The sequence below is a fragment of the Microbacterium sp. cx-59 genome, assembly GCF_020805625.1.
Taxonomy (GTDB): domain Bacteria; phylum Actinomycetota; class Actinomycetes; order Actinomycetales; family Microbacteriaceae; genus Microbacterium.
Genome location: NZ_JAJHGO010000008.1, coordinates 44,893 through 59,601, shown reverse-complemented (window position 1 = coordinate 59,601; position 14,709 = coordinate 44,893). Strand labels below are relative to the sequence as shown.

The 14,709-nt window shown below is 70.1% G+C and carries 14 protein-coding genes; 9 read left to right on the top strand and 5 right to left on the bottom strand.

Annotated elements, in window-relative coordinates:
* Window positions 1-9 precede the first annotated feature (9 nt).
* Window positions 10-1,737 carry a helicase-associated domain-containing protein gene (locus tag LMI96_RS11005; protein ID WP_228361500.1) on the bottom strand — a complete coding sequence of 576 codons (1,728 nt, stop codon included), beginning with the start codon at window positions 1,735-1,737 and terminating at the stop codon, window positions 10-12.
* A 3-nt stretch (window positions 1,738-1,740) separates the two neighbouring features.
* Entirely contained in the window at window positions 1,741-2,016 is a 276-nt protein-coding gene (locus LMI96_RS11000) for a multidrug ABC transporter ATPase (RefSeq protein ID WP_223722989.1), read from the bottom strand.
* 109 nt (window positions 2,017-2,125) lie between these two features.
* Here LMI96_RS11000 and LMI96_RS10995 point away from each other — a divergent pair, with 109 nt between their 5' ends.
* Window positions 2,126-2,509: a cold-shock protein gene (locus tag LMI96_RS10995; protein ID WP_223722990.1), complete on the top strand. Its 384-nt coding sequence runs from the start codon at window positions 2,126-2,128 to the stop codon at window positions 2,507-2,509.
* Entirely contained in the window at window positions 2,493-3,275 is a 783-nt protein-coding gene (locus LMI96_RS10990) for a DUF3027 domain-containing protein (protein ID WP_267059705.1), read from the top strand. Before LMI96_RS10995 ends, LMI96_RS10990 begins: the two co-directional genes overlap by 17 nt.
* 102 nt (window positions 3,276-3,377) lie before the next feature.
* On the opposite strand, the gene serC is transcribed toward LMI96_RS10990, so the two are convergent.
* A complete protein-coding gene (gene serC / locus LMI96_RS10985; protein WP_228361499.1) occupies window positions 3,378-4,490 on the bottom strand; it encodes a phosphoserine transaminase in 1,113 nt (370 codons plus the stop codon).
* Window positions 4,491-4,590: 100 nt separating this feature from the next.
* On the opposite strand from serC, the gene LMI96_RS10980 reads away from it, so the two are divergent.
* The 7 genes from LMI96_RS10980 (at window position 4,591) to LMI96_RS10950 (ending at window position 13,886) form a co-directional block, all read left to right on the top strand.
* Window positions 4,591-5,292 (top strand): metal-dependent transcriptional regulator, encoded by a 702-nt coding sequence (locus LMI96_RS10980; protein ID WP_223722993.1) that lies wholly within the window; start codon window positions 4,591-4,593, stop codon window positions 5,290-5,292.
* Window positions 5,293-5,528: 236 nt separating this feature from the next.
* Window positions 5,529-6,440 (top strand): M23 family metallopeptidase, encoded by a 912-nt coding sequence (locus LMI96_RS10975; protein WP_223722994.1) that lies wholly within the window; start codon window positions 5,529-5,531, stop codon window positions 6,438-6,440.
* Between the two features lie 304 nt (window positions 6,441-6,744).
* Entirely contained in the window at window positions 6,745-7,242 is a 498-nt protein-coding gene (locus LMI96_RS10970) for an HNH endonuclease (RefSeq protein WP_223722995.1), read from the top strand.
* Window positions 7,243-7,302: 60 nt separating this feature from the next.
* A complete protein-coding gene (locus LMI96_RS10965; protein WP_228361498.1) occupies window positions 7,303-7,863 on the top strand; it encodes a cysteine hydrolase family protein in 561 nt (186 codons plus the stop codon).
* Between the two features lie 87 nt (window positions 7,864-7,950).
* Window positions 7,951-8,652, top strand: coding sequence for a hypothetical protein (locus LMI96_RS10960; protein ID WP_223722997.1), 702 nt, complete (start codon window positions 7,951-7,953; stop codon window positions 8,650-8,652).
* 1 nt (window position 8,653) lies between these two features.
* A complete protein-coding gene (locus LMI96_RS10955; RefSeq protein ID WP_228361497.1) occupies window positions 8,654-10,420 on the top strand; it encodes a DNA polymerase Y family protein in 1,767 nt (588 codons plus the stop codon).
* Between the two features lie 61 nt (window positions 10,421-10,481).
* A complete protein-coding gene (locus tag LMI96_RS10950) occupies window positions 10,482-13,886 on the top strand; it encodes an error-prone DNA polymerase (protein ID WP_228361496.1) in 3,405 nt (1,134 codons plus the stop codon).
* Window positions 13,887-14,024: 138 nt separating this feature from the next.
* Here the strand turns inward: LMI96_RS10950 and LMI96_RS10945 are convergent, their stop codons facing one another.
* Both LMI96_RS10945 and LMI96_RS16170 read right to left on the bottom strand, forming a co-directional pair.
* A complete protein-coding gene (locus LMI96_RS10945; RefSeq protein WP_228361495.1) occupies window positions 14,025-14,303 on the bottom strand; it encodes a Fe-S cluster assembly protein HesB in 279 nt (92 codons plus the stop codon).
* Window positions 14,304-14,410: 107 nt separating this feature from the next.
* Window positions 14,411-14,545, bottom strand: a complete 135-nt coding sequence (locus LMI96_RS16170; protein WP_267059699.1) for a hypothetical protein — start codon at window positions 14,543-14,545, stop codon at window positions 14,411-14,413.
* Window positions 14,546-14,709: the final 164 nt, after the last annotated feature.

Sequence of the window (14,709 nt, the reverse complement as noted above, 5' to 3'; positions counted from 1 at the left end):
CACGTGTCGTCACGCGCGGCGGACCCCGGCGATGCTCTTGAGGGGCAGGGTGCGTTCCACATCCGCCGCGCGGTCCAGGCCGCGCAGGCGTCCGCCGCCGATTCCGGTCGCTTCGAGCACGAACGTACGGGTCGAGGCATCCGGCAACCGCACGTCCACCTCGATGAGGGTCCGCCCCCGGACGGCCTGTTCGAGCTCGCGCTCCAGCCAGGCGGCGTCGGCGTCGGGGCCGTGCGCCAGGCGCAGGGTCTGAATGAGGCGCGCGTAGCGTTCGGCCGCGTCGGCCGAGGTCGACATATCTCGCGAACTGCGACGGGAGAGTCGCTGCACGCCGTCGTCGTCGCCGACGGCGACCACCGGGTAGCGCGCGTCGAACAGCGACCAGTAGACGGTGTCGCGCGAGGCGCGGGAGACGAGCGTCGCGCCGTCGTGCACGAGTCCGACCGGGCGGAGCGCCTGGTCGACGGCGATCGTCGCGAGCAGCTGCGGGTCGGCGCTGCGAACCACCGTGCGCCCGGACGCCGGGTCGGTCGACACGCGCAGCAGGCCGTGTCGGGACGCCGTCGTCTCGATCAAGTAGTCGAGCGGCTGCGGGATGCCGGTGAGCGACAGCTCGCCGAGGAACGCGCGGATGGTGTCGGGGGTCTCGCCGGCGCTGACCGCCGCGGTGAGCGACTCCGCCGTGAACCGGTAGGTCGTCGCCTGCGCGCGGGTCTCGCGGACCGCCATCGAACGCAGCCGCTGCTCCGCGGCCGGAACGAGGGGACCGGGGGAGATCGCCGTGAGATCGGCCTGCAGGTAGACGCGATCCACCTCGGGGGGCAGATGAGCGCTGAGCGCCTCGATGTCGGGTTCGCCGTGGCGACGCAGCGCGGTCGTCCAGGCGGGCTCGCTGCCGTTCTCGGTGAGGATGCCCCAGCGGCGCCCTCGCCGCATGAGCGCGGTCGCGCGTGCGGGCCAATCGGGATCGAGCGGATACGACGCGGGCCAGGCGTCCGGCGGAAGGAACCCGCCGTCGACCGTCCGCACCGCAGAGGGCAGACGTGCGGCGTAGCTGCGCGCGACTTCCGCCCAGCGCGACGCCGTCGATTCGCTCAGCCAGGCCGCAGCATCGTCGGTCGCGCTCCAGAGGCGCTCACCGTCATCGAGGAGTCCCGCATCCGCCCCGAGCGCGAGGAGGTCGTCGAGTTCGTCTCCGTCGGCGACGGCACCGTCATCGACGAGGCGTCGACGTTCCGCCACGCTCACCGTGCCCGAACCGGTGCGGCCGAGCGGCGCCGACAGTGCGGCGACCACGACATCGGCGAGGGCCGCGACCGCCGAGAACGCGCGCTCACCCGCGGCAGCGGTGACCCGCTCGTCGGACGGCTCGGGTTCGGTGGCAGGACCGTGCGCGGTCGGCAGCGGAGCGCTCTGCAGCGCCCGGAGGCGCGCGGCCACGACGTGGAAGGGGCGACCGTCTGCGTCGACGAGCGCGAGTTCGTTGAGAGCGGGGCGATCGGATGCGGCGACACCCGCGTCATCGGCATCCGCCAACGCACGCAGCAGGGAGCCGGGAAGGCGGATCAGAGCCTTGTCGATCGCGTTCTCCGCGAGAAGCGCCGCGGAGATGTCGAAGAAGTCGTGCGCCGGGTTCGGCACGGGCACGCGGCGTGCGGCGAACAGGTCCGCGAGCGCAGCATCATCGGAGGCCGCCAGCATCGTTGCCAGCGCGCGTTCGTCGGAGGAGTCGCCCACCGGTTAGTTCCCTCGGTTGGCCCGAGCCCTTCGGGTGAAAGCCATGATGATCAGCGCGACCATGGCGACGAAGGCGAGCGGGGGAGCGATGTAGACGATCACGCCGACCACCGGCCAAATTCCGGTACCGAAATCTTCGTGGTCCGAACCCGTCGCGGTCGCGATCATGATCGCCAGAAAGCAGGCGACCGACAGAATGAGCAGACCGAGAGAGATGAACGCCAGGATGCGGTCGATACGACGAACTGGCACATCGTCGGTCGGAGTGGGTGTACTCATCGGCCTCAGCCTAGTGCCTCGTGCCCGTGACGTAGTCTGGTCAAGGGGTCTTCCGATCCCGGTTCCGTCGTGCCCGCATTTCGTGGGCGCATGATTCAGCGAGGTTCGCATGCCCACCGGCAAGGTCAGGTTCTACGACGAGGAGAAGGGCTTCGGCTTCATCACCACCGATGACGGCCAGGATGTCTTCCTGCACGCCACGGCCCTACCGCAGGGCGCGACGGCTCTGAAGGCGGGTGCCCGGCTCGAGTTCGGCGTCGCCGACGGCAAGCGCGGACTGCAGGCGCTTTCGGTGCGGGTGCTCGAAGCGCCGGTGAGCCTCGCCAAGCGCGCGCGGAAGCCCGCCGACGACATGGCGATCATCATCGAAGACCTCGTGAAGCTTCTCGACGACATGGGCGGCGACCTGCGTCGCGGCCGGTACCCCAGTGCGGCGCACGCCAAGAAGATCGCGGCCGTGCTGCGCAAGGTAGCCGATGACCTCGACGCCTGATTCCGATGCGCCCGAGGGCGTGCAGGGTGACTCTCTGAACGAGGGCGACGCTCTGAACGAGACCGCCGACGTCTCGGCGTCCGAAGCGGATGCGGAGATCGCCGAGGACGTCGTCGAGGTGCTCGAGGCTGCCGGCGAGATCGTCGAGACGGCCGAGGCCGAAGAAGAACTCGAGGCCGCCGAGGTGGTCGAGGACGCCGAGGCGATCGTGCAGACGCCCGCCGAGCCCGATCCGCGGCTCCTCGCTGCGCATGATCTCGCGCTCGCGGCGCTGCACGAGATCACTCCCGCCGCGACCGTCGGCCCTGCCGCGGATTACGCGGTCGAGCCGGGCGGCGCCGTCTCCCTCCGCTTCCACAACCGGCTTCCCGGGTACCCGGGCTGGTACTGGACCGTGACGCTCGCCGTCGTCGAAGGCTCCGAGCCGACCGTGCTCGAGGTCGAGCTGATGCCCGGCGCGGGCGCGCTCCTGGCTCCCGAGTGGGTGCCGTGGGCCACGCGTCTGGCCGAGTACCACGTGCAGCAGGCCGCTCTGGCCGAAGCCGCGGGCGCCGCCGATGACGAGAGCGACGACTCCGAGAGCGACGACGACTCCGACGAGGAGTCGGACGACCTCGACGACTTCGACGACACGGATGCATCCGACTTCGACGAGGACGGATCGTCGATCCTGCACGCCGGCGATGTCGACGGTGTCGACATCGACGAGCTCGACGAAGACGCAGACGACGAGGACGACGAGGACGACGAGGACGACGCGCGCTAGCGAGTTCCCGCTCCGCCGACCCACCCCTTTATCCGCGAGCCACCCCGGTGTGCGCGCGGCATATCGGGGTGGCTCGGCGGCACAGGGGTGGTTCGGCGCGGGTCAGCTGTTCTCGAGAGTGAAGTCGATGCAGCGGATCAGCTGACGCACGTCTTCGGGATCGATCGAGGTGAACGTCGCGACGCGCAGCTGGTTGCGGCCGAGCTTGCGGTACGGCTCCGTGTCGACGATGCCGTTCTGGCGAAGGCTCGCGGCGAGGGCGGCCGCATCCACCGTCTCATCGAAGTCGATCGTCACGACAACCGGCGAGCGGTCGGCCGGGTTCGCCACGAACGGTGTCGCCACCGCTGATGCCTCCGCCCACGCGTACAGCGCGTCGGAGGATTCGTGCGTGCGCGCATCGGCCCACTGCAGCCCGCCGTTGCCGATGATCCACGACAGCTGCGAGTCGAGCAGCACGAGTGTGGCGAGCGCCGGGGTGTTGAGCGTCTGCTGCAGGCGCGAGTTGTCGAGCGCATTCTTCAGGCTGAGGAACTCGGGGATGTAGCGTCCGGATGCGGCGATCCGCTCGATGCGTTCGATCGCGGCCGGCGAGACCGCGGCGAACCACAGGCCGCCGTCGGAGCCCAGGTTCTTCTGCGGCGCGAAGTAGTACACATCGCTCTCGGTGACGGAGAAGTCGATGCCGCCGGCGGCGCTCGTCGCGTCAATGACGGTGAGGGCGCCCGCATCCGCCTGCACGCGACGGATCTCGGTGGACACGCCGGTGGACGTCTCGTTGTGCGGCCAGGCGTAGACGTCGACGCCCTCGACGGCCTCGGGGGTCGCGCTCGTTCCCGGGGCAGCCTTGCGGACGTCGGGGGCCTCCAGCCAGGGAGCGGCCGCGGCGGAGGCGAACTTGCCGCCGAACTCGCCGAAGACGAGGTTCTGCGCCCGCCGCTCGATCAGCCCGAAGGCGGCGGCGTCCCAGAACGCGGTCGAGCCGCCGTTGCCGACGATGATCTCGTAGCCGTTCGGCAGTCGCAGCAGTTCGGAGAGGCCCGAGCGAACGCTCGCGACCAGATTCTTCACCGGTGCCTGGCGATGCGAGGTGCCGAGCACGACCGTGCCAGCGTCGGCCAGAGCGGCCAGCTGCTCCGGACGGATCTTGGACGGGCCGCAGCCGAAGCGTCCGTCGGCGGGCAGGATCTCGCGGGGAAGCACGACGTGGGACATGGCTCCGATTGTATGACTGCGCCGGTCGCGAGCCCGGCCGTGTGTCGGTGCGGCCAGATAGGCTTGCCTTACCCCGCTTCGAACGTCGAGGAACACATTCATGACCGATCTCATCGACACCACCGAGATGTATCTGCGCACGATCCTCGAGCTCGAGGAGGAGAACATCATTCCTCTGCGCGCGCGGATCTCGGAGCGCCTCGGGCACTCCGGCCCGACCGTTTCGCAGACGATCGGGCGGATGGAGCGCGACGGCCTCGTCATCGTCTCGGACGACCGCTCGCTCGAGCTCACCGGAGCCGGTCGGCAGAAGGCCGTCGACGTGATGCGCAAGCACCGTCTCGCCGAGCGTCTGCTCAGCGACGTCATCGGGCTCGACTGGGCCTACGTGCACGAAGAGGCGTGCCGCTGGGAGCACGTGATGAGCGAGCAGGTCGAGCGCCGCCTCGTCGAGCTGCTCGGGCACCCCACCGAATCGCCGTACGGCAACCCGATCCCCGGCCTCGACCAACTGGGCGATCTGCCGTCGGTCACGTTCGAGGACGGCGTGGTCGGACTGGTCCGGGCGATCGAGGCTGCCGGGGGTCCGATCCAGGGCACGGTGCGCCGCCTCGCCGAGCCGGCGCAGGTCGATCCGGAGCTGCTGCAGCAGCTGCGCGCCGCGGGCGTCATGCCGGGAGCCGCCGGTTCGTACCGCTTCAACGAGGGCTACGTCCTCGTGGAGATGGACGGTTCCGACGAGGGCCTGGAGCTGCCGGTCGAGGTCGCGGGTCACATCTTCCTGGTCGACGAGAGCCGCTGAGAGCGCGTTCGCACCCCTCCTCCCCAGGCCGGGAGACGTCTCGCCGGATGGCCGCAACGTGACTTATTCGTTATTTTTCGGTAGCCTCGGAAAGTCCACAGGCGAGAAAGCCCGCCGTCGGACCCCGCTCGAACTGCCTCTGATGGCTCGTCGTCCGCGCGGTGAAACTCGCATATCGTGCCCGAAACGAATGCCGACGAGCTGACGCAACCGCGTGGAGGCGACGGAGGATGAATTTGGCTGATCAGAACGACGCGTCATCGAGCGCACCCGACGCCGACGCGGCGAGTCCTGCGACCAGTCGCCGCGGAATGCGCGACGTCGCACGCTCGGCGAAGCGTCGAGTGGCTCGTACCTCGACGACGATCGTCCGGTCCGGCCGCCCCGCATCCGCCCGCTCGGCTCTCGGCCAGAGCTTCCGCAAGCCGCTGCGCAGCGTCGTCATCCTGAGCATGGTCGGTGGCCTCGTCGCCACGGTCGCGCTGCCCGCCTACGCCGCGTTGAACCCGACGACCGATGCCGTCACGATCGAGCAGGTCGCCGCCGAGAACGCGCAGTCCCTGGTCATCGCGTCCGACGTCACGACAACCGAGCTCTCCCGCGACAGCTACTCCGCGACGACGTCCGAAGAGATCGAGAAGAAGAAGGCCGCTGAGGCTGCCGCAGCGCGCGCCGCAACCGCCGCGTCTTCCGCATCCGCTGCATCCGTCTCCCGTGCCTCGGTCGACCTCACGATGGTCGCCCCGGGAAGCGGTACCGTCCGCTGGCCGGTCGACATGTCGGCCATCCGCGTGGGTCGTGGATTCGGTGCCGACGGCTACCACCAGGGCGTCGACCTCCTCGGCGCGCAGGGCACCCCCGAGTACGCGGCCGCCGCCGGAACCGTGCGGGTCGCCGGCAACTACTACGGCTACGGCAACGCGGTCGTGCTCGACAGCGTGATCAACGGCCAGACCGTCTCCACCACGTACGGCCACATGATGAACGGTGGCGTTCTCGTGACGCCCGGCCAGTACGTCGAAGCCGGTCAGATCATCGGCCTGATGGGCAGCACCGGTTCGTCCACGGCCAACCACCTGCACTTCGAGGTGCGGCTGAACGGCGGCAACGTCGACCCGTACGCCTGGCTGCTCTCCAACGCCGGCTGACCTTTCTCGACACCCGTCACCCGTCGTTCATCCCGCCATGCGCCCCGCGCGTGTCGCGGTGGGTTACCCTGATCTCGACGCTGAGAGAAAGCGGAGGAGCCGATGGGCGGGACACCACGCATCCGAACCATGGATGCGCTCGGCCTGCTCGTTCTTCGGCATCGGGTGATCGGATGCCACGGGGTACCCGTGCGTCCTAGGCGCTGTCTATAAGACAGCGCCTTTTTTCATCCCTCCGTGCCTCTCGTCGTCAGCTGTATCGAATATCCGCGAAGCCGTCCCGGCCTATTCGAAGGACAAAGGAATGCGCACACTGGTGCTGAATGCGGGCTACGAGCCATTGGCTGTGGTCTCCTTCAAACGAGCCCTCGTGCTCGTGATGAACGAGAAAGCCACGATCATCGAGCAGATCGACGAAGACCCCGTCTGGGGCACGTCGCAGGTCTACGACCGTCCTGCCGTGATCGTCTTGACGCGCTACGTGCGCATCCCGGGAGGGCAGAGCGTGCCGGTCACGCGCCGTGGCGTGCTGCGTCGCGACGGTCACCGCTGTGCGTACTGCGGCAAAGCGGCCTCGACGATCGATCACGTGCAGCCGCGCTCTCGCGGCGGCAAGGACACGTGGGAGAACCTCGTGGCCTGCTGCCTGCGCTGCAACAACGTGAAGGGTGACCGCACGCCGCAGGAGATGTCGTGGTCGTTGCGGATGGTGCCGGGCGTGCCGCGCGGCGGACAGTGGACCGTGCGCGGCACCGAGCGCGCCGACCCGTGCTGGGAGCCGTACCTGGCTCTCGCCGCCTGACCCGCAAGTGAATCCCGGGGGAGCGGCGCCGGGGTCGGAGCGGCGTGATGGGATGGGCTCATGACTCGAGCTCTCCTGGTGATCGACATGCAGCGCGGCTTCGACGACCTGACGTTCTGGGGACCGACCGCGAACCCGGCATGCGAGGCGAACGTCGCCGCACTGATCGCCGCGTGGACCGCGAACGACGAACCGATCGTGATCGTGCGTCACGATTCCGCGTCACCGGGCTCTCCGCTGCATCCGGATTCTCCGGGCAATGCGCTCGTTGACGCGGTTGCGGCCGCACCGGCGGCCCTCCGCATCTCGAAGGCCGTGAACTCGGCGTTCTACGGTGATCAGGATCTGCACGCGTGGCTCACCGCGCAGGCGATCGACGAGGTCGTGGTGTGCGGCATCCAGACCAACATGTGTGTGGAAACGACGGCGCGGATGGCGGGAAACCTCGGCTACGACACGACCGTGGTGCTCGACGCGACGCGCACCTTCGATCTCTCCGCCGAGATCCCCGGTCTCGGCACCGTGACCCGTTCGGCGGCCGAGCTGATGGCCGATACCGCTCTGGTATTGCAGCAAGGTGGGTTCGCCCGCATCCGCACGACGGCAGAACTCGCCGGCTGACCTGGGCGCGCCGACGCGATGTCGGTGGTCGATCGTATCTTCGAATCCGACGTTGAATAGTTAGAACATCCGTTCTAGCCTGTCGGAGTGAAGGTGATCGTGCGAGAAGACGCTGTCGGCGAGGTCCGCCGACTCCGCGCGCAGCTCGAGCGCGTGCAGGGTCTGCGCATGGATGCGGCGGTGCTGCCGACGCATCCGTCGCTCGCCGCGCTCCTTCCCGGTGGGGGGCTTCGCGCCGGTGCCGCCTATTCCGTCTCTCCGTCGTCATCGCTGTTGCTGTCGTTGATGGCGCGTCCTTCGCGCGAGGGTTCCTGGTGTGCGGCGATCGGCATGCCCGAGCTCGGCGCCGAGGCGGCCGCCTCGCTCGGTGTCGCGCTCGAGCGGCTCGTGCTGGTTCCCGACCCCGGTCCCCGATGGCTGAGCGTCGCCGCGACCCTCGCCGAGGTGATGCCGGTCGTGGCGGTGCGTCCGGGCGGTCGGGTGTCGGATGCCGAGGCCTCGCGGTTCATGGCACGTCTTCGCGATCGCGGGGCCACGCTGCTCGTGCAGGGGGTCTGGCCGCAGGCCGAGGCCTCGCTGCAGATCGGTGAGCCGGAGTGGAGCGGACTCGGCGACGGACACGGTTACCTCACATCGCGTGCCGTCACCGTCTCGGTGCTGTCGCGGCGCTCGCCGGTGCCGCGTCGGGCGCGGATGCTGCTGCCCGACCGGGAGGGTGCGCTCGCCCCGATGGCGGCTCCGCTCGGCGCGCCGATGGCCGTGCCCCTTCCGATGCGGGCGGTGGGGTGAGATGGCCGAACCCATCCGCAGTCTCGTGCTCTGGATCCCCGACTGGCCGGTCGTGGCGGTGCGCCGCGAGCGTGCCGCCGTTGGTGCAGCGACGCGCGAGGCGGCCCTTGGTGCGGCGGAGCCCGAGGCGGCAGAGTCGGAGCCGGCGATGCCCGCTGGCAGGGCAGCGGTGGGAGCGGCGGTGCCCGGCACCGTGACGCCCGGCACCGTGACGCCCGGCATCGCGACGCCCGGCAGCGTGACGTCCGGCGCAGCAACGCCCGAGGCGCATCACCTCAGCGGCGCGGACGATGATCTGCCGATCGCGGTGGTCGAGAAGAACCTGGTCGTGGCGTGTTCGTCGGCGGCCCGTGCCGAAGGGGTGCGGCGGGGGCAGCGCCGGCGTGACGCGCAGGCGCACTGCCCGCGGCTCGAGATCGTGACGGCCGATGCGGCGCGCGACCACCGGGTCTTCTCGCCGTTGGTCGCCGCGATCGAGCAGCTCGCCCCGAACGTGCAGGTGATTCGTCCCGGGCTCTGCGCCCTTCGCGCCCGGGGGCCCGCCCGGTACTACGGCGGCGAGTCGGCGGCGGCCGACACGCTCCGGGCGGCGCTGCTCGCGCAGGGCATCGGCGATGTGCGGGTCGGGGTCGCCGACGGTCCGTTCACGGCCGAGCAGGCGGCGCGGGCGGCGACCCGTGTCGATGATCCGATCCGGGTGGTGCCGGCGGGTCGCGCCGCAGACTTCCTCGCGCCGCTGCCGGTCGCGGCGCTCGTCGATGCCGCATCCGGCGCGTCGATCGCGGGCGATCTGACGCACCTGCTCTCGCGGCTGGGCGTGCACACGCTGGGGGCGTTCGCCGCGCTCGAGGCCGACCGGGTGCGCGAGCGGCTGGGCGAGCGCGGCGTGCACCTGCAGTCGATGGCGGCGGGGGGAGACTCCCGGCCGGTGGAGCCGCGAGTGCCGCCGCCCGAGTTGCATCGCGAGGTCGCGTTCGATCCGCCCGTCGAGATCGCCGAACAGGCGGCGTTCGGCATGCGTGTGGCGGCCGAGGAGTTCATCGCCCGCCTCGACGCCGAGCGCCTGGTCTGCACCGAGCTGCGCGTCGAGTTGCGCGGCGACCGTGGCGAACGCAGCGAGCGGGTGTGGCTGCATCCGGGCACGTTCGATGCGCCCGCGGTGATCGACCGGGTGCGCTGGCAGCTGGCCGAGGAACAGCAGTTCCGGAGCGGTGTGACTCGCGTGCGGATCGCTCTCGAGGCGGTCGATGACGCGGCTCATCACGTCGCCGGGCTGTTCGGGGCGGGGGAACGCGAGAAGGTGCACCACGCCCTCTCGCGCGTGCAGGCGATTCTCGGGCATCGTGGGGTCGTGACGCCGGTCGTCGGCGGGGGGCGCTGGCTCGAGGAACGCCAGGTGCTCGTGCCGTGGGGAGACCGGGCGACGACGGCGCGTGATCCGTCCCGCCCGTGGCCCGGGTCGCTTCCCTCGCCGCTGCCCACGACCGTGTACGCCCAGCCCCGCCCGGCCGACGTGCGAGACGCGCGGGGCGAGCGCGTGTCGGTCGATGCCCGCGGTGTGTTGTCGGCGCCACCCGCCGCGGTCGCCGTCGAGGGGGCTCGGCGCGGGGTGCTCTCGTGGGCGGGGCCATGGCCGGTCATCGAGCGGGAGTGGGATGCGGTGCGCCGCCGCGTTGCACACCGGTTCCAGGTCGTCGACGCCGCCCAAGAGGCGTGGCTGCTCGTGCACGAAGAAGCGGGGTGGAGCGCCGAGGCGAAGTACGACTGATCCGCATCCGAGGCGGGCGTCAGCCCGCCGCAAGCCCGAACACCCCAGAGAGGAACGACCCGTGGGATGGCAGAACCCCCCGATCTCGTGGTCCGAACTCGAGCGCGCCCTGAGCGACACCCGCCGGCCGCGCGGAGCTCCCGCGGGGGCGGATGGCGGCGACAGCCCGGCCTGGTCCCACAAACGAGGGGCCTATGTGCCGCCGCCGATCGAGCGCCCCGAACAGGTGGTTCCGTACGCCGAACTGCACGCGCATTCGTCGTACTCGTTCCTCGACGGGGCGTCCTCTCCCGAAGAGCTCGTGGAGCAGGCCGAGAAGCTGGGCCTGCACGCACTCGCAGTCACAGACCACGACGGGTTCTACGGCATCGTCCGGTTCGCAGAAGCGGCCGAGGAACGGCGCGTGCAGACCGTGTTCGGTGCCGAGCTCTCGCTCGAGCTCCCCGCGCCGCAGAAGGGGCAGCCCGATCCGATCGGGCGTCACCTGGTCGTGCTCGCACGGCAGCAGGAGGGCTATCACCGCCTGGCCGGCGCGCTCACGCACGCACAGCTGCGCGGGGCGGAGAAGGGGCGCCCGGTCTACGACCTCGCCGAGCTCGCCGAGCAGGCCGGGGGGCCTCGCGACCCGCACTGGGCGGTGCTCACCGGATGCCGCAAGGGCGGAGTCCGTCATGCGCTCGCCGCCGGCGGACCGGCGGCGGCGGCACACGAACTCGATCTGCTCGTCGACCTGTTCGGGGCGGATGCGGTGCATGTCGAACTCATCGACCACGGCGATCCGCGCGACACCGAGACGAACGACATTCTCGCGGGCCTTGCCGCGGAGCGCGGACTGCCGCTGCTCGCGACCGGCAACGTGCACTACGCCGTGCCCGAACGGAGGCTGCTGGCTGCCGCCGTCGCGGCCGTGCGGGCCAACCGCAGCATGGACGAGCTCGACGGCTGGATGCCCGCGCACGGCGGCGCGTTCCTCCGTTCGGGCGCCGAGATGGCGGCACGGTTCGCGCGCTACCCAGGTGCTGTGGCGCGCACGGTGACCCTCGCCGACGAGCTCGCCTTTCCGCTCCGCAAGGCGACGCCCGCGCTGCCGAAGCTGCCGGTTCCGGAGGGGCACACGCCGATGACCTGGCTGCGAAAACTGGTGTGGGATGCCGTGCCCGCCACCTATCCCGATCTCACGACGAGTCAGCGTGAGCGCATCTCCCGCGAGCTCGACGTGATCGAGATGAAGGATTTCCCCGGGTACTTCCTCATCGTCTATGGCATCGTCCAAGAGGCGAAGACCCGCGGCATCCTGTGCCAGGGGCGAGGATCCGCCGCCAACAGCGCCATCTGCTACCTGCTCGGCATCACAGCGGTTGACGCGATCTACTACGACCTGCCGTTCGAACGGTTCCTGTCGAGCCTGCGTGAAGAAGAGCCCGACATCGATGTCGACTTCGACTCCGACCGCCGCGAAGAGATCATCCAGTGGGTGTACACGACTTACGGGCGCGATCGGGCGGCGCAGGTCGCGAACGTCATCCAGTACCGGCCGAAGAACGCGATCCGCGACATGGCGCGTGCGCTCGGGTACTCGCCCGGGCAGCAGGACGCCTGGTCGAAGCAGGTCGAACGCTGGGGGGCATCGCTCGACAGCGCGCCCGACCATGACATCCCCGACCAGGTCATCGCGTACGCGACCGAGCTGTTGAAAGCGCCGCGGCATCTCGGCATCCACTCGGGGGGAATGGTGCTGACCGAGCGACCGGTCGGCGAGGTGGCCCCCATCGAGCACGCCCGCATGCCGGGGCGCACCGTCATCCAGTGGGACAAAGACGATGCCGCCTGGATGGGGCTCGTGAAGTTCGATCTGCTCGGACTCGGGATGCTGTCCGCCCTGCAGTACTGCTTCGACCTGATCCGTGACACCACCGGCGAGGAGTGGGAGCTCCGCTCGCTCCCGAAAGACGAAGCGGCCGTCTACGACATGCTCTGCCGGGCGGATTCGATCGGTGTCTTCCAGGTGGAGTCCCGGGCGCAGATGGGTCTGCTGCCCCGGCTGCAGCCGCGGCGGTTCTATGACCTCGTGATCGAGATCGCGCTCATCCGTCCCGGTCCGATTCAGGGGGGCGCGGTGCATCCGTTCGTGCGCCGCAAGCTGGGGCTCGAGAAAACGACGTATCCGCACCCGGATCTGAAGCCGGTGCTGGAGCGCACGCACGGCATCCCGATCTTCCAGGAGCAGTTGATGCAGATGGCGATGGTGGTCGGAGACCTCTCCGGCGAGGACGCCGACCTCATGCGCCGCGCGATGGGGTCCAAGCGGGGGCAGGAGCGCATCGAGTCCCTCCGCGACAAGCTCTACGCGGGGATGAGCCGGCACGGGATCGTCGGAGAAGACGCCGACGCGATCTACCGCAAGATCCAGGCGTTCGCGAACTTCGGGTTCGCGGAGTCCCATTCGCTCTCGTTTGGGCTGCTCGTCTACGCCAGCTCGTGGATCAAGCTGCATTACCCCGGTGCGTTCCTCGCCGGGCTTCTCCGGGCGCAGCCCATGGGCTTCTACTCGCCCGCGACCCTTGTGGCCGACGCGCGACGGCACGGCGTCGAGGTGCGCCGGCCCGACCTGCAGCTCTCTGGCGCAGAGGCGACTCTCGAGATGATCGGTGACTCCGCGGCAGCGACGGGGCTCGATTCGTGCCGGGGGGAGCAACCGCCGGTGCGGGACTTCGATCCGGCGGCGCCCGACGAGTCGGCCGCGCATCGCCGCGACGGCGGCTTCGCGGTGCGCCTCGGGCTCGCGGCGGTGAAGGGCATCGGGGCGGCGGTCGCGGCGCGCATCGTCGCGGAGCGGCAACGCGAGGGCGCCTACCGTGACATGCACGACGTCGTACGTCGCGCCGACCTGACCGTCGCCCAGCTCGAGGCGCTCGCGACGGCGGGAGCCTTCGGATGCTTCGGCCACACGCGGCGCGAAGCCATCTGGTTGGCGGGCTCGGCCGCGCAGGACCGCGCGGTGTATCTACCCGGGTCGTTCATCTCCGTGCAGCCGCCGCTGTTTCCCGACCCGTCCAGCTACGAGCTGCTCGCGTCCGACCTGTGGGCGACGGGAATCTCTACCGACGACCATCCGATGGCGCACTTCCGCTCCGCGCTGGATGCCCGCGGGGTGCTCACCTCGCGGGGGCTGCGGACGCACGAGGCGGGGCGTCGGGTGGAGGTCGCGGGTCTTGTCACGCACCGGCAGCGGCCGGCGACCGCATCCGGGATCACGTTCATCAACCTGGAAGACGAACACGGTCTCGTGAACGTCATCTGCTCGGTCGGGGTGTGGAACCGGCACCGGCGACTCGTGCGGGATGCCCCGGCGTTGATCGTGCGGGGGATGCTGGAGCGATCCGTCGAGGGGGTGACGAACCTCGTCGCCGACGGGTTCGAAGACCTGCGGGTGGGGGTGCAGCACCAGTCCCGCGATTTCCGGTGAGCTGGTGATGCGGGAGCGCGCGGCGCCACGACGCCCGCGCGACGCCCGCGCGACGCCCGCGCGACGCCCGCGCGACGCCCGCATCCGCACATGGCGAAGGGCCCGAAGAACGAGTCTCCGGGCCCTTCGCGCGGGGTCTCAGTCGCGCACGCCGAGGGCGAATCGCACCGAGCCGTCTTCGCCGATGTCGGCGTCGAGCACACGGTCGCCGAGGGCGTCGCTGGCCGAGGAGTCGACGAAGACGCGGGCTCCGTCGGTTTCGACGACGGCGTCGCCGGTTTCGCGGGTTGTCGCGAGGGCGAGTTCGAAGCCTGTGTCGGGGCCGGTGTCGCGAATGCGCAGACCGCCGCCTTCCGTGGGGATCTGCGACGAGATCGTCTTGACCGCCGTGGCCGCGTTGTCGGTAAGTGTGAGCATGGTGCTCTCCCTTCGATCGATGACTGCGGACCGGCCACGATTCCGAGAATCCGCGGCCGGATCAACCTCAGGCGGCGATGTGGAGGTTATTCACACGTGCGTCCGGTTCACGGCGACGGTCGGCGCGAGTCGTAGTCGCCCACGTGTCGCCGTGCGGCCGGCCGGTCGGTGATGACCGCGTGCACCGAGCCCGCGGCGGCGGCGAGGGCCATCAAGATGCTGAGCGTGACGAAGACGAACATGGAACCACCTCCGGGTCGGGTCGGTGATCCGATCTCATCAGTGCGGATCGCGCTGCTCGCCGGTCCACCCGGGCGGGAGTGGACCCGTCCGTCCGGAGGATCCGCGTGATTCCGCGCATCGCCGACGCGGAGCGATCCACGGGGCCCCGATTGGACCGCGCGCC

Coding starts and splice junctions, on each gene's coding strand:
- LMI96_RS10970 (WP_223722995.1), top strand. CDS start 6,745: ATGCGCACACTGGTGCTGAATGCGGGCTACGAGCCATTGGCTGTGGTC.
- LMI96_RS11000 (WP_223722989.1), bottom strand. CDS start 2,016: ATGAGTACACCCACTCCGACCGACGATGTGCCAGTTCGTCGTATCGAC.
- LMI96_RS10955 (WP_228361497.1), top strand. CDS start 8,654: ATGGCCGAACCCATCCGCAGTCTCGTGCTCTGGATCCCCGACTGGCCG.
- serC (WP_228361499.1), bottom strand. CDS start 4,490: ATGTCCCACGTCGTGCTTCCCCGCGAGATCCTGCCCGCCGACGGACGC.
- LMI96_RS10980 (WP_223722993.1), top strand. CDS start 4,591: ATGACCGATCTCATCGACACCACCGAGATGTATCTGCGCACGATCCTC.
- LMI96_RS10965 (WP_228361498.1), top strand. CDS start 7,303: ATGACTCGAGCTCTCCTGGTGATCGACATGCAGCGCGGCTTCGACGAC.
- LMI96_RS16170 (WP_267059699.1), bottom strand. CDS start 14,545: ATGTTCGTCTTCGTCACGCTCAGCATCTTGATGGCCCTCGCCGCCGCC.
- LMI96_RS10995 (WP_223722990.1), top strand. CDS start 2,126: ATGCCCACCGGCAAGGTCAGGTTCTACGACGAGGAGAAGGGCTTCGGC.
- LMI96_RS10945 (WP_228361495.1), bottom strand. CDS start 14,303: ATGCTCACACTTACCGACAACGCGGCCACGGCGGTCAAGACGATCTCG.
- LMI96_RS10990 (WP_267059705.1), top strand. CDS start 2,493: ATGACCTCGACGCCTGATTCCGATGCGCCCGAGGGCGTGCAGGGTGAC.